Here is a 20,218-nt window from a genome sequence, read left to right on the forward strand (position 1 = left end):
TATGCATGACAATCTAATTATTTTGGCCGGTGGCGCTTCTTCCAGAATGAAAAAACAAGTTGCAGTGGCTAACCTGAGCGAAGAAGAAATTGCACAAGCGAATGAAAGAAGTAAAGGATTAATTGGTGTTGGACCAAACGGAAGACCATTATTGGATTACCTTTTATTAAATGCTAAAAAAGCAGGGTATAAAAACTGCTACATCATTATTGGGGAACAAGGCGATTTATTTAAAGAGTTTTATGGAAGCGATAACAGCAATAATAACTTTAACGGCTTGACGATTTCTTTTGCAACGCAATACATTCCCGAAGGTAGAACAAAACCTTTTGGTACCGCTGATGCTTTATTTCAAGCAGTGGAGCAATATCCGGAATTGAATACTCAAGAGTATACGGTTTGCAATAGCGATAATTTATATTCTACCGAAGCCCTATATGCACTTAGGGAAACCACTAGTCCAAATGCATTTATCAGTTATAACCGGGATGCATTGGAGTTTCCGTCAGAGCGAATTTCTCGTTTTGCCATAGCGAAACTCAGTAAAAACAACCAATTATTAGACATTCTTGAAAAACCAACTGCCGAAGTTTTAGAAAGCTATAAAGATGCCGAAGGAAAATTAAGAGTGAGCATGAACGCTTTTAAATTTAACGGAGCGCTTTTATATCCGTATCTAAAAAACTGTCCAGTTCACCCCGAAAGAGATGAAAAAGAATTACCAACGGTACTTTTGAACGCACTAAAAGAGCATCCTGATACCACATTAGGAATTCCGTTCTCAGAACATGTTCCAGATTTAACAGCAAAAGAAGACATCGCAGAGGTAAAAGCCTATTTAAAAAAACACTATCCAGTACTCAACTGGGAATTGTAAAACCTATAAACAAACAACATGTCACAAAGTAAAAGCACCATAAATAATACTCCGGGGAATACCATAATTCCTATGGTTATTTTGACCTCTTTATTTTTCATTTTAGGATTCGTAACTTGGTTGAATGGCCCGCTGATTCCATTTTTTGAATTAGCGTGTGAGTTAACTCAATCTCAGGCCTATTTTGTGGCTTTTGCCTTTTACATTGCGTATTTCGTAATGGCGATTCCCTCCTCTTGGGTCATAGAAAAAGTAGGTTATAAAAATGGCGTTTCGGTAGGACTGGTTGTAATTGCTTTTGGAGCATTTATGTTTTATCCTGCAGCCGAAGCGCGTACTTTCTTCCTATTTCTGGTGGCTTTATTTATCATGGGGACTGGTTTGGCTATTTTACAAACGGCGGCAAATCCCTATGTAGTTGTCATTGGACCCAGAGAAAGTGCGGCAGCACGAATTAGTGTGTTAGGGATTGCCAATAAATTAGCGGGATTTATTGCACCACTAGTATTGACCGCTTTAGTGCTGTCAAACATGCAGGAATACACTGCCGATAAAATTGCCGTACTGGATTTCGCCGCTAAATCGGCCGTATTAGATTCGCTTGCACTGCAATTACAGACTCCGTATTTATACATGGGAGGTATTATTCTTGTTTTAGCGGCATTAGTAAAACTATTTCCGTTGCCGGAAATTGATCTGGATGAAGATGGAAATGTTTTAAATCTAAGTGTTTTTAAACAAATTGTAACTGCTTTTAAATACCCTCAATTGGTTTTAGGGGTATTGACCTTGCTGCTGTACATGGCTGCCGAGGTTTTAGCCGGAGATTCAATTGGTGGTTTTGGAAAACAATTGGGCGTTTATGGTGAAGATGGTAATTTTTATTTAAAACTAACTTCATTTACCATGACTGCAATGGTTGTCGGATACATTTTAGGAATTACATTAATCCCAAAATACATTTCGCAGGTGACGGCACTAAAAGCTTCCGGGATTCTTGGATTACTGTTAGTGATTTTGATTGTGTTAATATCCCCAACTATAACGGTTCAATTGCCCGGTATTCCAATTGTACCGGTAGTCATTATTTTAGTCGCATTATTGGGACTTGCCAATGCACTTTGTTGGCCTGCAATATGGCCGATGGCGCTTCAGGATTTGGGCGGATATACTAAAATAGCCAGTGCCATATTGATTATGGGGATTATTGGAGGTGCAATTTTCCCATTGCTTTATGGTTATTTGGTGGAAACCATCAACTTGGCTAATGAAGCCAATGGTGTTACAGAAACAGCAAAAAGTGGGAATCAAATTGCGTATTTAATTGTAGTGCCTTCTTATTTGATGATTCTGTTTTATGCTTTTAAAGGACACAAATACCGAAGCTGGTCCAGAAAATAATACGAATTAAGTGAGACAATAAATTTTTTAAAAATAACTGACAATGTTAAAAAGTAAAATAGATAAGGCGACAGGTTTTGAAAAAAGATTCGAGAATATAGGTACCGTAGTTTTTGAAAATTCAACCGAAGCATCCAAAGCCGTTGCACAACAAATAGCAACACTTATCAAGTCAAAACAAGAAAGTCAAGAATTCTGCATATTAGGCTTGGCAACAGGGTCTTCGCCCAAAGGATTATATGCCGAATTAGTGCGCCTGCATAAAGAAGAAGGACTGAGTTTCAAAAATGTAATCACATTCAACTTAGACGAATATTACCCAATGGAACCAGATTCTATAAACAGCTACGTGCGGTTTATGAAAGAATTACTGTTGGATCAAGTCGATATCCTTCCAGAGAATTATCATATTCCGGATGGAACGTTATCCAAAGAAGAAATTGCGAATTATTGTACTGATTATGAAGCTAAGATAGAAGCTTTGGGAGGTATTGATTTGCAGATATTAGGAATTGGCGGAAACGGTCATATTGGGTTCAATGAATCCGGTTCTTTACAGAATTCCAAAACAAGATTAGTAGCATTAGATCACATCACCAGAGTCGCGGCAAGTGGCGATTTTTCTGGATTGAGCAATACGCCCAGAACCGCAATTACACTGGGAGTAAAAAAAATAATGGAAGCCAAACAAGTGATTTTAATGGCTTGGGGCGAAGGAAAATCGAACATCATTAAAGCTTCTGTTGAAGGAACGGTAACCAATCAAATTCCTGCGTCCTTTTTGCAAGAGCACAATAATGCTGTTTTTGTTTTAGATAAAGAAGCTTCTTCAAAACTAACGCGTATTAATACACCTTGGTTAGTGGAGAAAATTGTTTGGACGGATCGATTGACTAGAAAAGCGGTATTAGGATTAGCGCTTGATTTAAAAAAACCTATTTTGATGCTTACCGATGCGGATTATATTGAGAACGGAATGAGCGATTTACTGGCTGATTCAGGACCAGCATACGACATCAACATCAAAATATTCAATAAATTACAAAATACAATCACCGGATGGCCCGGAGGAAAACCAAATGCGGAGGATTCCAATAGACCTGAAAGAGCGGAACCGGCTAGAAAAAGAGTGTTGATTTTTAGTCCGCATCCGGATGATGATATTATCAGTATGGGAGGCACTTTTATGCGATTGCAACAACAAGGGCATGAAGTGCACGTGGCGTACCAAACCTCTGGAAATATTGCTGTTGCTGATGATGAGGCCCTACGATTTGCCAGATTTGTATGTGACTACAATGAAAAATTTGGAATAAAAAGTAGTGAAGCAGAGGATATTTATAAAAAATCGATAGCTTTTCTTAAAAACAAAAAAGCAAGCGAAATAGACATTTCTGAAGTGCGCTATTTGAAAGGATTAATTCGAAAAGGAGAAGCGCGATCCACCAGTAATTTCGTTGGTTTGCCGGATGAACAAATTCACTTTATGGAATTGCCTTTCTACGAAACAGGAACGATTGAGAAAAAGCCTTTAGCAGCTATAGACATCCAGTTGACAATGGATCTTATCGAAAAGATACAACCACATCAAATATATGCTGCGGGTGATTTGGCTGATCCGCATGGAACGCATAAAGTATGTTTGGATGCCATTTTTGAAGCCGTAAAACGATTGAAATCAAAAGATTTCATGAAGGATTGCTGGGTTTGGTTGTACAGAGGTGCTTGGCAGGAATGGGGAATCGACGAAGTTGAAATGGCGGTGCCCATGAGTCCGGATCAGGTATTAGATAAAAGACACGGGATTTTCAAGCACCAATCTCAAAAAGACGGTGTCGTATTTCAAGGGTCTGATGCTAGAGAATTTTGGCAAAGAGCAGAAGACAGAAATAGAGAAACTACAGAATTATATGTACAATTAGGATTGTCTAATTATGCTGCAATGGAGGCTTTTGTCAGATGGCATTATTAAAAACAGACCAATCACTGCTATTCTCGCAAAATTTTGAAACCCTCCAAAGAACAACAAATTTAAAAGGGAAAAATGAATACTTTAAACACAACCAAATGAAATCATCCTGCTTCGGAGTCGCTTTTTTAATCCTTTTTCAATAGTACAGAAACTGGCGATGAATAAAATTTAGATGTATAAAAAGAGGCTGCCTTTTCGGACAGCCTCTTTTTATGTAACATATTTAGACTAATTATTAAAACCGTCAGTTCGAGTGTTTTTTGTGTAGTAAAACGAAACAAAAAATGTATCGAGAACCGTTTTTAATGAAATTTTCCTGCTTCGGAGTTGCTTTTTTAGTCCTTTTTCAATAGTACAGAAACTGGCGATGAATAAAATTTAGATGTATAAAAAGAGGCTGCCTTTTCGGACAGCCTCTTTTTATGTAACATATTTAGACTAATTATTAAAAACGTCAGTTCGAGTGTTTTTTGTGTAGTAAAACGAAACAAAAAATATATCGAGAACCGTTTTTAATGAAATTTTCCTTGTTCTCGATACGATTTTCTATCGAAAACCACTCGAACTGACGAAAAAGTATCATTAAAAACTAATTACACCCAACGGTCTAATTATTATTCTTTTTCTTTAAAATAATTAGTGCCCCACATACCATATCTTTTTTTCATCGTCTCAATTTTAGTTTGAAAAGCAGGCCAGTTTTTATTTTCCTTTGGCGACCATAATACTTCACTAAGGGCACTCAAACGTGGAAATATCATGTATTCTACTTTGGCAGGATTTTCCATATATTCTGTCCACACATTTCCTTGGGCACCCAGTACATATTTAGCCTGTTGCTCATTCAATTCTTTAGGAATAGGCTCATAACTGTATATTTTTTCCAATGAGGTAAAACCTCCAATAGTAACTTCTTTTTCATTTTTTGTTTGGGAATGATCCAGATAAACGTGGCTTCCAGGAGTCATAATCACCTGATGGTTTTCTTTGGCTGCCGCTATTCCGCCAGCTTCACCTCTCCAACTCATAACAATTGCATTTGGAGCCAGTCCACCTTCTAATATTTCGTCCCAACCTATTAAGGTTCTTCCGTTTTTATTAATGTATTTTTCCATGCGTTGAATAAAATAACTTTGAAGTTCATGTTCATCCTTCAAGCCTTTTTCTTTTATCAGCTGCTGACAAAATTCGCTTCTTTTCCAAGCGTCTTTAGGAGATTCATCACCACCAACATGGATATATTTTGAAGGAAACAAAGCCATTACCTCATCAAGAACATCTTCAAGAAAGTTGAAAGTATATTCGGTTGGTGCATACACATCTGTAAAAACACCCCAAGTTTCCTGAACCAGTTTTACTCTTCCTTCAGCCAATTCCTGTTTGCTTTTCTCAGAAATCATGGTAGCCGGTATAACTGTTTTTTCATTCGGGAAACAACTCAACATCGGATAAGCGGCAATAGCGGCACTGCTATGACCCGGCATTTCAATTTCTGGTACTACCGTAACAAATCGGTCAGAAGCATACTTCACAATATCTTTTACCTCCTCTTGGGTATAAAAACCTTCTTCAGGAGTATTATCACTTCCTTTACCCGGATACCTTCCTATGATAGATCCATTTCTTTTAGAACCTATTTCAGTCAATCTAGGATATTTTTTTATTTCAATTCTCCAACCCTGATCTTCGGTTAGGTGCCAATGGAAATAATTCATTTTATGCAAGGCCAAGTAATCAATATATTTTTTAACGAATGAAACCGGGAAAAAATGACGGCTTACATCCAACATCGAACCTCTATAAGCAAAACGTGGTGCATCTTTTACCTGTACCAAAGCAATCTTTAGACTATTGCTTTTCTCTGTAGGAAGCAGTTGAATTAGTGTTTGCATGCCATAAAAAGTTCCTTGATTTGAATTTCCTTCAATCAATACGCCGTCCTTATCCGATTTTAAACTATAACCTTCTCCCTTAAGCCCATCAATATTTTGAAGGCTTTTCAAGACAATACTGTTTTTAGAGGCTTTTTGAACCACTGCTAATTCAAATCCATAATACTCTAATAAATAAGTATTGAAGAAAGTTGCCGTAGCTTTATCTCCTTTGTTAGCAACCACCAAGCTAGTTTTAGGGCTAATAACAAAACTACCCGTATTCGTAATAACTTCGGCTGGCTGAGGAATGATTTTTACTTCTTGAGCAAATGAGAATGTGCTACATAAAAGAAGCGAAAAGAAAAATGATCGTACCATATTTACGTTTTTTATTAATAGTATTATTTTAAATTTCACACAGTCCCCATCTGTTTAAGAACTAATTTCTAAATTAGCTTTTTACTGCCTAAATAGCAAAAAACTAGATGAGTATTTTTTATTTCAACCCTCTCTGTTCATTATACAATTATACAATGCTATAGGTTTGTCCAATTTCAGTTTTAAAACGGTAATATATTTATCTTAAACTCCCTCTAACTTTTTTAAAGGTATCTATCGCTAAATTTGAAATATTCAAACGGATAGAAAAGTATTTATTCAACGTACAAAAAAGGGTAATACATAGTGTATCACCCTCTTTTTTTTAGCTAATTGGTATTCATTTTTATTTAGAAAACTCTAATCCTTTTAATTTTTGCCAACCTCCACGAGTGAAATCAGGAATTTCAACTGGTGCAGAATTGTTATCCAAAGAAATTTCTGTAAGAGGAGCTAGACAAGACCATTCTGCCAAATCATACACATCCATATCCAATGGAAGTCCGTTTTGTAAACAATAAATCAAACGGTAATCCATTATAAAATCCATACCACCATGACCGCCAACTTTTTTGGCTTTTTCTTCTATTCCCACCACAATCGGGTGTTTGTACTTTTCCATCAAAGCTTTTTTCACATCAGCAGGGACAAAACTGTGGGCATTCAATTTTTCATGATTGGGTGTAATATCTGAACCTACAGATTTAGAATCCAAGGCATAACCCTCTAAAGGATATTTATTGGCAAACCCTTTTGTTCCGCTAAGTTGATACATACGACTGTAAGGACGTGGTGAAGTCACATCATGTTGAATTTGGATTGTTTTTCCTTTTTCGGTACGAATCATGGTCATTGTGTGATCCCCGTTTCTAAAATCTTTTACTTCTATTCCTGATTTTTCTTTAATGTAAGCAGGGTTACCAACGGCTTTAGTATCCATAGAAACCAAATAGTTCATTTTGTCTCCACGGTGAATGTTCAATGCTTGACAAGCAGGTCCCATTCCATGCGTTGCATAAATATCGCCACGGTGTTTTTTGTTATAATCCATACGCCAGTTATTCCAATACTCGCCCCAGAACGGTTGAAGTCCGTGGATATAAGCCCCTTCAGCATGCATAATTTCTCCAAACAATCCTTGTTGAGCCATATTTAATGTCGTCAATTCGAAGAAGTCATACACACAATTTTCCAATTGCATACAGTGCTTACGCGTTTTTTCGGAGGTATTAATTAAGTCCCAAATTTCTTCCATTGTCATGGCACCAGGAACTTCAATGGCTACATTTTTACCATCTTTCATGGCTTGAACACCAATTTTTGCATGGTTTTTCCAATCTGTTGCTACATATACAAGATCTACATTAGGAAGTGCCGTCACTTTTCTCCAAGCATTTTCATCCCCAAAAAATTCTTTTGCTTTAGGAAGTCCCGCTTTAGTAAGAATTTCGTTTGCCGATTTGGTGTTGGTTTCTAGCATATCGCACAATGCAACAATCTCCACTCCCGGAATATGTGTCATACGTTCTACCGCACCTGGACCACGCATTCCTAAACCGATGAACGCAATACGAACCGTAGGAATGGGAGCTGTAGCAAGACGCAAAACATCCGTTTGTCCTTTAGCACGTTTTGGAGCCGGGGTTTTAATCATTTGAGCCGATACATTTGCCCATCCTAAAAAAAGAAAGGAAATAAGTAGCAATTTAAAAATACTAGTTTTCATAATTTTATTTATTTATTTAAAAAAAGGTAGATAATCAAGCTGTAGATTACCCATTCTGCAATACTTTATTATTTTTTTTAGCTTAAACCGTGAGTACTCTTTACGGTAATGCATTAAAATCAATATCAGGTCTTTTCTGATGTAACGGTCTTGTAAAAACGCTTTGTGCTTTGGTAAAATTATTAAAAAAGCCTCCGTTTTTCAAATAGAATGATTCGTTATTTAGCAGGCCACCGGAATAATCCATACGATATCCAATAGTACCGGTGTTATCTGTTGTGAATTTTGCGGAGTTAATCTCTGTCCAATTTCCGTTAGCGTCACAATACCATTGATTATTGAATAATACTTCGCGAGATTTATTCCCTTGTTCTGGAGAAAAATTTTCTAAGAACGAATGAAATCGTTTTAAATAAGTATTGGTTTCAGGACGGTTGAAACTGGCTATTAATTGCCATTGGTTTAATTCGGGTGCAAAAAAGTAAGCGGTATAGGTTGTTGAATTATCGTTTTGAGGAATTCCACGGAGTAAAAACTGATACGTGTTTCCAGCAATCCAATTGTACTTCAAATAACTTTGTCCGCCGGAACCTTCATTGCCAAATTCTCCTGTTGTTACTCCTGCTCCTTTTTTAAGAAGTTTAATTTTTTTAGAATCTGGAATAGTTGCCGGATCATCCGTTACAAATGGGCTCCAAACAGAGAATAATACTCTGCGCTCTGTATCCGAATTAACTTGAATACCAAAATAGCCTTCTGCGAAACCATTTGCCATATAATAAGAACCTATAATATCCTGGCCTTTTGGCACCGTAACTTCGTTGTAATACCATTCGATAGTTGCATCTGTTGGTACTTGATAATTTAAGTGTACGGAAGGCCCTCTTCTTCCCCAATGATAAAAACTACCTTCGTCATTTTGAACAAATGCAATTTTGTCTTTAGCAATCGAGCTGTTAATTGTTACTCTTGAAATAGAAGGAAAATTACTTTTATTCTTGCTGATTCCTTTTATTTTTAAAGCAACATAACCCGGTTCAGTAATTTCCCAACGTCCTATTTGGTAAGAATCTTTTTTGGTTTCGTTGAATTCTACTCTCTTAGATTCATTGTTAATGGTGAATTCTAAAGTTGATTTCCCAAGAACTACCAATGACTCCTTATTTATGGAGAATTGGAAAACTCCTGGTTCAGAAATTCGAAAATAAGCAGTAAAATATTCTTCAGAATTGGTCCAATACTCGATTCCATTTTTTGTAATGGTTTCAACTTCCGCAAAGGGAGTTGAACTAAAAGCATTTCCACCAAGAGGCAACGAAAATTCAGTTATCATTTTAGAATCGTCCTCACCAATAGCACCAGTTCTTTCACTACCGCTACAAGAAGTAAATGGAATCAATAATACGATTGCTAATAGTTTTGTAAAGAATCTTTTTTTCATCTCTAATTTTTTATACTTATTTCTATTCAGGAATTTACCTTTTCTGACACCTTTTATTCTTAACCAAATGGACGTTTTAACAACATCATTCTAACCTTCTATTATTGATTTTGGGTTAGCGTTCCGGGATAAGCATTTATTTCTGATTGAGGAATGTATTGTATCACGCGTAAACTTGATGCAGGAATATCTTCCATCGCACGGTGAGGTCCTGGATAATGACGCGTCATTGTTTGTCCGTTTCTATATACATCGTAGCCTCTATGTGCTTCGAAAGCTAATTCTAATTGACGCTCTTCATCAATAAGTTGAATAGCATTAGCACTAGTTAATGAAGTATATCCAGCACCAGGAATTGATCTTTCTCTTACTATATTCAGATTGATGCGAGCATTTTGATAATCTCCTTTTTTCGCATATGCTTCTGCCATATTCAAATACATTTCAGATAATCTTGAAATGATTGGAGAATGAAGATGCGAATCATTATCCTGTAAAGAACATTTAGTGATATAGTACATTGGATATACGCGGTTCAATAACATCATAAAATCTTTTTCACCAACATACGTTTTTCCTTTATAAACAATAGAATAACTATTCTCAGCAGCATCAACTTCTGTCAGATCGTATTTATCTGTTCCAATATTGATATAGAATGTACCATCAGCATTACGTTTCAATGGTTGTTGCAGATAGTTATAACCCGTTTGTACTCCGCTGGCATTGTAAGAATCATGTACAAAACGGAATGCTTCTGTTTTATTATTTGACGCATCAACTGAATATTGAGGTTCAATAAATGCCCAACGAGCATCATTTTTCTTACCTGACTTACGTAGTAAATCTAAATATTTAGCACTAGCATACATTTCGCCCCAACCTTGACCTTGTATATTAGCATACATCCCGCCAATACCATAATAATGATCAAAACCAGAGAACTCTGAAGCCACACGTTTTACGGCAAAAATAGTTTCCGTTTGTCCGGCAGCATCAGGAGCAAACGTGTTGTATTTCATAAAATCAGCTCTGCTAAGCAAATTGTAATTCCCGCTTGCAATTACTTTAGTAGCATATTCTATAGCTAGAGAAGCATATTCTTGATTTGGATTTTGGTACGTTCCACTCATATACAAATATACTCTGGATAGCATTGCTTGTGCAGCTTCTTTGGTTGCATAAGTTGCACTGCGTTTTACGGTCATCAGCGTTTCTGCTTTTTTCAAATCATTTATAGCTTGTTGGTAACTGTCTTTAATTGTGGATCTGTCTGGAAGATGTAAATTATCGATATCAGCAGGCATTCCGTTGACAATAGGTACTCCCAAATTAGATTCAGGGGATTGCGAATAAGGTCTGCCGTAAGTACGAGATAAATAAAAGTAAATCATTCCTCTTAAATAATAAGCCTCACCCAATTGTTGGTCAATTTGCGCATTTTCACCTTCTGAAATAATTTTTATTAAGTCACTTGATTGTGAAATAATTTTATAACTGTTGTTCCAAAAAACAGATAATCTCCCGTTATCCGGTATGTGTTGGTACGAAATAAAGGAATAGAATGAATCCGTAGATGTTCCACGTATCATAATATTATCACCCGGATATTCTCCTACTCTGTGCATAACGTCAGACCATCCTTTAAGTTGTGCGTAGCAACCATTCAAAAGCACTTCGACTGCCGCTTCTTTATCAGCAAGAATTTTATCCTCGGTGTACGAATTAAAGGGTTCTCTCTCTAGCTCACAAGAGTATAAGAAACTAATTGTAATGAATAATATAAATATCTTTTTCATGATTTATTTTTTTAAAGAGTAAGATTAAGACCTAATACAAATTTGCGTGTCTGAGGATATACTGATGTTGCAACTCCTGTTATTTGACCATTACTAGGTGGTATCTCAGGATCAACTCCAGAGAAGTGAGAAATGGTAAATAAGTTTTCTGCAGCTACAAATAATCTAAGATTAGAAATATTCAAACGCTCCACATTTAAGTTATATCCTAAAGAAAGGCTTCTCATTTTTAGATAGGTTCCAGTTTCTAAGAAACGGGACGAAGCTTTATTTGAGTTACTTTGATTGTTATAACTCGCTTGAGGATGAGTCGCAATATCTCCCGGTTTTTCCCATCGGCTCCATCCGCTGTGAAGATTCATTTGGTTACGATCCGTATATGCTCCATCTGAATCAAATTCTGCTCTGGCATAATTATAAATTTCACCTCCTACAGAATAGGTAAATATGGCTGATAAATCAAAACTCTTATAATCTAAATTTGTTGAAAATCCACCAAAAAAAGAAGGAGTATAGGCTCCCATAGCAATTGGTGTTTTTGAAGCATTACTATAACTAAACGTTTTTACGCGTTCCCCGTTTGCATTGGTTTCAAACCATTGAGGTCTTCCGGTCTCTGAATCTACACCAGCCCATTCGGTAAGGTACCACGTATCAACATCTTTTCCTGGAGTCAATAATTTAGAAGCTGAACCGGCAATTCCAGAACCATCGCCCACGATGATTTGCTTTCTTTCACCATAAAGACTGGTTACTTTGTTTTTATTCACGCCAATATTAGCATCAACAGCCCATCTCCAATCTTCGTTTTTAACGATTTCAACATTAAGTGCAGCTTCAAAACCTTTGTTGCTTACTGCCCCAACGTTTTTCCAAATGCTGGTAACTCCAATAACTCCTGGCAAAGGAACTTGATACAATAAACCAGAAGTGTCTTTATCATAATAATCTAAAGTAAGGTTGAATCGTTTTAAAAAACTAATGTCTAAACCAACTCCGGCTGTATATGTTTTTTCCCAACTTAAATCAGGATTTGCAATTTGAGAAATTAGGGCTCCTGGATTTTCATTATAACCTGTCGTTAAAGAATACAAGGCATAATGTGGATAAAGACTGTTTGGTCTGTTTCCTACTGATCCGTAACTGGCTCTAAGTTTTAAGTTTGTAATATAATCTGCTTTAAAAAAGTCTTCTTTATGAATGTTCCATCCACCACTTACGGAGAAAAAATTTCCATATTGTGAATTAACCCCAAAATTTGAAGCTCCATCACGTCTAAGCGAAACTTGCGCTAAGTATTTATTATCATAGGTATAATTCACATTCGACAGTAAAGATTGTACAGCCCATTGTGCTCTGCTTCCTTTTACTTTTTCAGGAATCGAAGCTACATCACCCACTATAAATCCCGGAGCAAATCCAGTAGCAATTCCTACCGTACTTTTTGAGTTAAACTCATTCCATTCATATCCGGCAATGGCATTAAAGTCATGCTTTCCGTATGATTTATTGAATTTAAATAATTGATTAGTATACACTCTATTATAAGAACTCATGTAATCCTCAATTCTACCTTTTACTGCTAATCCGCTGGAAGATCGTGGATCTGAATAAGCCATAGAATTTGAATTTGAAAAAATATAGTTGTTTACTGACGTAAATGTTAACCAATCCGTAAGTTTTATATCAAAATCAAAATTACTTCTAACATCATATGCTTCAGATTCGCTGTAGTCCCATTGTAAATCATACAAATAGTTAGATCCGGTTGTATTTACCCAAGTAGGATTTGGTTGATTCCCCACCAAAGTACCTTCTGCTAAATAAGGGTTATCCCAAGGCATATTACCATACATTGCGCCAACGGAATGTTGTCTGTCTAACACGTCTCTGCGTGTAGCATTAATTTGTGGACGGACTGTCAACCAATTATTTACTTTGTAACTAAATTTCAAAAGGGCATTATAACGCGTGTAATCATATCCTCTTATAGCAGCTGTTTCATCATAAACACCAAGAGAAATGTAGCTTTTTAAACTTTCATTACCACCACTTATAGAAAGATTATGATCAGTAGCTAAACCTGTTCTAGTAGCATTATCCCACCAATCAAAATTTTTATTTCTTAATTCAGGAGTCCACCACCATGCATTTGAAAAGTCCTGTTTATTCGAAAAAGAATCATACAAGTCATATAATTCGGCTCCATTCATCAAGTTGAAATTACCGGTATTTAAAGTTGTTGCAGCCATTTTAGTGGAGAAATTGATGGTTGCTTTACCTGATTTTCCACTTTTTGTGGTAACAACAATAACCCCGTTTGCACCTTGCGAACCATATACAGCAGTTGAAGCTGCGTCTTTAAGTATCGTCATAGTTTCAATATCCGAAGGATTAATGCTACCGGCACTACTTCCTACTATAACTCCATCAACTACCCATAAAGGATCAGTGCTTCCGTTTACAGTTGTTTTTCCTCTAATAATTATTTTTCCGGCTTCACCTGGTTGTCCAGATCCAGAGTTTACATAAACTCCTGTAGCTTTTCCTGCTAATAAATTTTCAACAGAAGGAGTTGTCGCATCTGTAAGCTTCTTGTTATTAATTGTTTGTAATGAACCGGTAAGACTCTCTTTTTTAATCGTACTGTACCCTACAATAACTACTTCATTTAATTTTTGACCTGTTTCTTTTAAAACAATTTTTAATGGGCCAACACCAATGGTAACTTCTTGCTCTTCCATTCCAATAAACGAAACGACCAAAGTGTTGTTATTTCCTAATACTTCGATAGAAAAATTACCATCAGCATCTGTCTGAACTCCTATCGTAGTTCCTTTGATAAGTACATTAGCCCCAGGAAGAGGCGCGCCACTTTCATCGGTTACTTGTCCTTTTACAACTTTCTGAACTAGTGATAAATTAATATCGTATGATGCAACCGTTTTTATTGTCGAAGCTGTGGAAACTTGAAAAGTTAAAGCTAACAAAGAAAGAAGCGTTAGTTTGATTTCTTTGTGGGACAGATTGTTAATCACTAAATCCCTTGGTTTTTTTTGGGTTAATAATTTCATACTCTTGAAATGGTTTTAGTTAATAATTGTTTGTTGGTTTATTCTGTATTATGTGTTGTATGTATGTTTTTTAATGAAAAAAAATGAACGCTGAAAAATTTGGTTTATAATTTCTTAACGGAGCTAATTTTTGTCTAAATCCGTCATCTTTTTTTTATGCACTTTTCTAAATTCAACCTCTTATATAATCTTCAAAAACATCAAATTTTGATCTAATAAAAGAGATATTATTTTTTAATACGTGACGAAACTATAGATTATATTTTTATTAAACAAGGAAAAACACAAAAAATGTGCTCGAACACACAATATTTATGTTCTCGAGCACATAAATATTGTACGAAACGTTTTTTTAGTAATAAAATTCTAGTTTTTTAATAATGGAAGTGGCCCGGATTTCACCTCTTTTTTTTTAAGTAAAACAGGACATAGCAATTAAATAATAAGAAATTCGGAATTTTTAAATCTAAAAGTTAAAAATTCAACAGTAGTTCTGTGTTATGGAATGTGCATTTTATCTTAATTTTCTGCTATTTAGTTTTGAATCCAACACAAAAAAGATGCATTTAAGTCTTCTAATTAGGTTAGGAGAAAAGAAAAAAATTGACAGAGAGATTCATTGAAGTTTCTTTTAACTATATTTCGAAAAAAATTGTTCAAACACAGTTTTATAGAAATACTAAATACCGCATAAAATGATTCCAGAAATGAAAGAATATGAAGTCCATTTAATCGAAAACAAACAACTGACTATCTCCGGAAATGGAGATGATATAGTATGGGATAATGCCCGAATTTTGACTGATTTTTGTTCCCCATGGAGTAACAAAAAAGGAACGGAAATTACATTTAAGGCACTTTGGGATCGAGAAAAATTATTCTTTAATTTTACCGTTTTAGATACTGAAATCCACATAGAAAAAAAGGATGACAGTTTTGAGAGTATTGGAAACTCCGATAGAGTTGAACTTTTTTTTAGAACTGATGATGCACTGAATCCCTATTATTGCTTAGAGATAGACACTTCTGGACGAGTAATGGATTTTATAGCGTATCCCAATAAGAATTTTGATTTCAATTGGAACTGGCCCAAGAATGATTTAGTAGTTAAATCATCTGTAAAAACTAATTCTTTTATCGTTGAGGGATCAATTAGTATCGAATCTTTGAAAAGTTTTAATCTAATAAAAAACAACAGGATAGAAACCGGTGTTTTTCGAGCTAAGTACATAAAGACCCAAAATGAATGTTTTGAACCAAACTGGATTACTTGGGTAAACCCAAATACCGAAACCCCTAATTTTCATATTGCATCTTCCTTCGGGGTTTTTATTTTAAGAGAATAGAATTGTACAATTAGATATAATACAGCACATATTCCGAAATTACAATATCAATTTTCTCAACAAAGATTACTTAAAACTAACGACCAAGCACTGAGCTCTAAATGCTCAAAACCTAACACTTTTCATTAACTTTGCAGTATGTTTACATTCTTCAAACCAAAGCCCAAGCTTAAAGATTTAATTCCAGAGCACCATATTGACATCCACTCTCATTTGTTACCGGGTATTGATGATGGTGCAAGAACTTTTGAAGATACGCTACGATTAACACAAGCACTTCAAAACATTGGAATTTCAGAGTTTATAACGACTCCGCACATCATTCAATATGTTTGGGACAACACACGGGAACAAATTCAGGATAAAAAAGCGACGACTGTTTTAGAGCTGGAAAAGAACAACATTACTGTTCCCTTTAGTGCCGCTGCTGAATACCTCATGGACGATCAGTTTGTAAGACTTTTTGAATCACATGATTTATTGACATTAAAAGATAACTACGTTTTGGTAGAAATGTCATATATCAATCCCCCAATTCAGTTGTATTCTATACTATTTGATTTACAGGTAGCGGGATACATCCCAGTATTGGCACATCCGGAACGGTACTTATTTTATCATAATAATTTTAGTGAATACCTTAAACTAAAAAGAGCAGGTTGTCTGTTTCAACTGAATTTATTGTCAGTAGTTGGATATTATGGTGCTGCAATCACTAAAATAGCAGACCAATTACTACAAAAAGGAATGTACACCTATGTAGGTTCTGATGTACACCATGACAATCATATAGCCGCATTTGAACATAAAGTAAATCTTAAAGATGTAACACCTCTTAAAGAAGCAATAGCTAATAATCAGTTTTTTAAATTGAGCTGACAAAATTCTTTTATAAATAAAAAAGGCCCCAAAGAGAGTATCTTTGGGGCCTTTTTTTATACGTTAAATGCTTTTCCTACTTGTCCAATAATTCAAAAGTTGAATTCATACTTTTGAATTCAGGTACAATTTTTTTCATTTTCAGTACAATTTGGTCATTGTCAAAATGATTCGCTATGCTTATAAGTTCTTCAATATCGGTATTCAAAACTTCAAAATCGTCTAGAATCTCTTCAGAAATCATAATTTTTTCATGATAAGTAGGAAGTGTTTTTGAGGTATCATTCAATAATTCTTCATACAATTTCTCTCCAGGCCTTAATCCCACAATTTGTATTTTTATATCCTTATCAGGAATGAAACCGGCTAACTTGATCATCTTATTGGCCAAATCGATAATTTTAACGGGTTTACCCATATCAAAAATATAAATCTCTCCTCCATTACCCATAGCACCTGCTTCTAAAACGAGTTGACAGGCTTCTGGTATGGTCATAAAATACCTAATGATATCTGGATGTGTAATCGTAATAGGTCCACCATTTGCAATTTGTTTGGTAAACAATGGAACTACAGAACCATTAGATCCTAAAACATTTCCAAAACGAGTAGTAATGAATTTTGTAGCATTCTTTTCCCCCTCATTATTATTTTTTAATTGTAAGGATTGCACATACTTTTCAGCTATTCTTTTACTGGCTCCCATTACATTGCTTGGATTCACTGCTTTGTCTGTTGATACCATCACAAATTTTTTGACTTTGTAAAAGCAGGACAAATCGGCAAGAATTTTAGTTCCTTCTATATTGGTAAGAATGGCTTGAGAAGGATTTTCTTCCATCAAAGGGACATGCTTATAAGCAGCTGCATGAAAAACCACTTGGGGCTGATACTTTTTAAAGACCCTGTTCATAGCCTCTTTATTCCTTACATCAGCAATTACGGTATACATCATTGAACTGGAAACTAAACCTTTCATTTCTAAGCACATGTGATGCAATGGTGTTTCCGCTTGGTCTAAAATAATTATTGTTTTAGGATTAAAACTCAAAACCTGACGCACAATTTCGCTTCCAATAGATCCAGCTGCACCGGTAATTAAAACGGTTTTCTCTTTTAGCTGTTTTGATATCGATTTGTTATCTAATACAATAGGCTTTCTTTCCAGTAAATCTTCAATTTGAATATTTTTTACTTTTTGGGAAATCTCTTTTTGATTTTCCCAGTCGGAAATTAATGGCACCGTAAACACACTATAATTAAATTCTAAACATTGATCTACGATGATTAATTGTTCTTCTTTTGATAAACTTTTATCCGCTATAATAACTGCCTGAGCATTAACAGAACGCATTAATGGCGGTAATTTTTTCTTTTTAACCAAAATTGGTAAATCCAACATACGTTTTGTTGCATTTTGATTATTTTTATCCACAAACCCTACAATTTTAAATCGGGAAGGTGTTTCAAATTTTAAAGCATTGGCGACCGATATGGCATTGGCATCTGTGCCATAAATAATGGTTCTGATTAATTTATTTGTTCCTTGTTCAGAAAAATAGATCTCAAAAGTTTGTTTGATGATCACCCGATATAAAAATAATCCACAAAAGGAAAGTACTATGTTTATGAAAAAAGCGGTATTTAAAAATGCTTTCTCTCCATGCAACAACTCGTAAGCAAAATTAAAAAAAAGAAACAGCACTAAAACTGCCATTTGTGAAAACAAAAGCTTAACGGCATCAATATAGGAAGAGTGTCTGATGATACCGGAATAGGTTCTAAACAACCAAAAAAAGAAAATATTTACACCAAACAAGGCGGTTATAAACCTAAAGCTATGTGGTGTAATGACATAGTCTAACCCAGTTCCCTTAAAGATAAGAATGGTAAAAAAAAAGGACAATACCAAAACTGAAAAATCCATCAGAATAATAATCCATCTGGGCAGATAGCTCAAATTATGAATGCTGAATTTCAAGTTTTCTCTTGAAAAAAATTTTGGGTTTGCTGATGTTGAGCCCGTGTTTTTAGTAGTACTCAAAATAAATAAATTTTTAACATTACTTGTTTTACTAAAGCAAAAATAACGATTAATAAATGGAAAAAAGAAAACAAATCAATTCAATTTTAAAATTGATTTGTCAAAAAAAGGAAAACTACAACGTAACAGTTTTATTTACTAATTAGTTACTTTCTATTTTCTAAATAGTTCCATTATAAAAGATTTAAAACTAATTATTATAGAAAAAATAATGCCGCCCCTCTTAAAGCAATATAAGTATGTGATGATCTACTATTGGGTTTATCAATGATATTGTAGGTATCCGCTATTTTAAAATAAATAAGTTCAATACCAACTAATAAAATAATTAATGCGATATATGTCATGTTTTAAACGATGTCTATGCTGTTATCTAAATAATAAATAAGAACTAATCCCTGATCACTGTACGCTAAACACTGACCACTTCTCACTACTCACTACTCACTACTCACTACTCACTACTCACTACTCACTTACAACTTATGCTTCAGCAATCCCAAAAGATACTCTCCATAACCCGATTTTTTCAAAGGTTCTGCCAGTTCTTTCAGTTGTTGTTCCGTAATAAATCCTTGTCTCCAGGCAATTTCTTCGATACAACCTACTTTTAATCCTTGACGCTCTTCAATAACCTGAACAAATTGTCCCGCCTGCATTAAGCTATTAAAAGTTCCGGTGTCCAACCAAGCGGTTCCTCTGCTTAGAATACCTACTTTCAAAGCTCCTTTTTCGAGATATACTTTGTTCACATCAGTGATTTCATATTCCCCTCTAGCACTTGGCTTGATATTTTTGGCAATTTCCACCACTGAATTATCATAAAAATACAAACCAGGTACCGCATAATTTGATTTGGGCTCCAACGGTTTTTCTTCAATCGAAAGAGCTTTAAAATTTTTATCAAACTCCACCACACCATAGCGTTCCGGATCCGAAACGTGGTACGCAAACACAACACCTCCTTCAGGATTGGTATTGGATTGCAACAATTCATGCATATTGGCTCCAAAGAAAATATTATCCCCTAAAACCAAAGCGACACTGTCTTTTCCTATAAATTCTTCTCCAATAACAAAAGCTTGCGCTAGACCGTTAGGAATCGCTTGCTCCGCATAACTGAATTGACAGCCTATCGACGCTCCATCTCCTAATAATTTCTTGAAATTAGGTAAATCATGTGGAGTGGAAATAATCAATATTTCATTAATTCCAGCCATCATCAAAGTAGACAACGGATAATAAATCATGGGTTTGTCATAAACCGGCATCATTTGTTTGCTCATAGCAAGCGTTAACGGATGCAAACGGGTTCCAGACCCCCCTGCTAATATAATTCCTTTCATAATTGTACTAAGTTTACGAATTAATTTGAATTTTTCAAATTAATTATTCTTTTATAAGTTA

Annotated in this window: 13 protein-coding genes; 5 read left to right on the forward strand and 8 right to left on the reverse strand. The window is 35.2% G+C overall.

From position 1 onward, the window contains the following. Position 1 precedes the first annotated feature (1 nt). The 3 genes from QLS97_RS13740 to nagB are packed head-to-tail and all read left to right on the forward strand — an operon-like array spanning position 2 to position 4,250. Entirely contained in the window at positions 2-877 is an 876-nt protein-coding gene (locus QLS97_RS13740) for a sugar phosphate nucleotidyltransferase (RefSeq protein ID WP_282717442.1), read from the forward strand. An 18-nt stretch (positions 878-895) separates the two neighbouring features. Then, positions 896-2,278: a sugar MFS transporter gene (locus QLS97_RS13745; RefSeq protein ID WP_282717444.1), complete on the forward strand. Its 1,383-nt coding sequence runs from the start codon at positions 896-898 to the stop codon at positions 2,276-2,278. Positions 2,279-2,321: 43 nt separating this feature from the next. Next, positions 2,322-4,250: a glucosamine-6-phosphate deaminase gene (nagB, locus tag QLS97_RS13750; protein WP_282717446.1), complete on the forward strand. Its 1,929-nt coding sequence runs from the start codon at positions 2,322-2,324 to the stop codon at positions 4,248-4,250. Positions 4,251-4,864: 614 nt separating this feature from the next. Here nagB and QLS97_RS13755 read toward each other — a convergent pair. The 5 genes from QLS97_RS13755 to QLS97_RS13775 all read right to left on the reverse strand — a co-directional run bounded on the left by QLS97_RS13755 (position 4,865) and on the right by QLS97_RS13775 (position 14,542). Further along, a complete protein-coding gene (locus QLS97_RS13755; protein ID WP_282717448.1) occupies positions 4,865-6,502 on the reverse strand; it encodes a beta-N-acetylhexosaminidase in 1,638 nt (545 codons plus the stop codon). A 346-nt stretch (positions 6,503-6,848) separates the two neighbouring features. Continuing rightward, complete coding sequence (locus tag QLS97_RS13760; RefSeq protein ID WP_282717450.1) at positions 6,849-8,228, reverse strand: Gfo/Idh/MocA family protein; 1,380 nt, start codon at positions 8,226-8,228, stop codon at positions 6,849-6,851. A 100-nt stretch (positions 8,229-8,328) separates the two neighbouring features. After that, on the reverse strand, positions 8,329-9,669 hold the full coding sequence (locus QLS97_RS13765) for a DUF3472 domain-containing protein (protein WP_282717451.1): 1,341 nt from the start codon (positions 9,667-9,669) through the stop codon (positions 8,329-8,331). A gap of 101 nt (positions 9,670-9,770) precedes the next feature. Then, a complete protein-coding gene (locus tag QLS97_RS13770) occupies positions 9,771-11,468 on the reverse strand; it encodes a RagB/SusD family nutrient uptake outer membrane protein (protein WP_282717452.1) in 1,698 nt (565 codons plus the stop codon). Positions 11,469-11,479: 11 nt separating this feature from the next. Next, positions 11,480-14,542 (reverse strand): SusC/RagA family TonB-linked outer membrane protein, encoded by a 3,063-nt coding sequence (locus QLS97_RS13775; protein WP_282717453.1) that lies wholly within the window; start codon positions 14,540-14,542, stop codon positions 11,480-11,482. 695 nt (positions 14,543-15,237) lie between these two features. On the opposite strand from QLS97_RS13775, the gene QLS97_RS13780 reads away from it, so the two are divergent. Together QLS97_RS13780 and QLS97_RS13785 are read left to right on the forward strand one after the other, a co-directional pair. After that, complete coding sequence (locus QLS97_RS13780) at positions 15,238-15,888, forward strand: sugar-binding protein (RefSeq protein ID WP_282717454.1); 651 nt, start codon at positions 15,238-15,240, stop codon at positions 15,886-15,888. A gap of 138 nt (positions 15,889-16,026) precedes the next feature. Next, positions 16,027-16,767 carry a tyrosine-protein phosphatase gene (locus QLS97_RS13785; protein ID WP_282717456.1) on the forward strand — a complete coding sequence of 247 codons (741 nt, stop codon included), beginning with the start codon at positions 16,027-16,029 and terminating at the stop codon, positions 16,765-16,767. Between the two features lie 76 nt (positions 16,768-16,843). Here the strand turns inward: QLS97_RS13785 and QLS97_RS13790 are convergent, their stop codons facing one another. The 3 genes from QLS97_RS13790 to rfbA all read right to left on the reverse strand — a co-directional run bounded on the left by QLS97_RS13790 (position 16,844) and on the right by rfbA (position 20,157). Continuing rightward, positions 16,844-18,748 carry a polysaccharide biosynthesis protein gene (locus QLS97_RS13790; RefSeq protein ID WP_428831794.1) on the reverse strand — a complete coding sequence of 635 codons (1,905 nt, stop codon included), beginning with the start codon at positions 18,746-18,748 and terminating at the stop codon, positions 16,844-16,846. 260 nt (positions 18,749-19,008) lie between these two features. Further along, on the reverse strand, positions 19,009-19,158 hold the full coding sequence (locus QLS97_RS13795) for a hypothetical protein (protein ID WP_282717457.1): 150 nt from the start codon (positions 19,156-19,158) through the stop codon (positions 19,009-19,011). 129 nt (positions 19,159-19,287) lie between these two features. After that, the gene (rfbA, locus tag QLS97_RS13800) at positions 19,288-20,157 is read right to left on the reverse strand and encodes a glucose-1-phosphate thymidylyltransferase RfbA (RefSeq protein WP_282717458.1); all 870 of its coding nucleotides are present in this window, start codon (positions 20,155-20,157) and stop codon (positions 19,288-19,290) included. Between the last annotated feature and the right edge of the window lie 61 nt (positions 20,158-20,218).

The sequence above is a fragment of the Flavobacterium yafengii genome (genome assembly GCF_030010375.1).
GTDB lineage: Bacteria > Bacteroidota > Bacteroidia > Flavobacteriales > Flavobacteriaceae > Flavobacterium > Flavobacterium yafengii.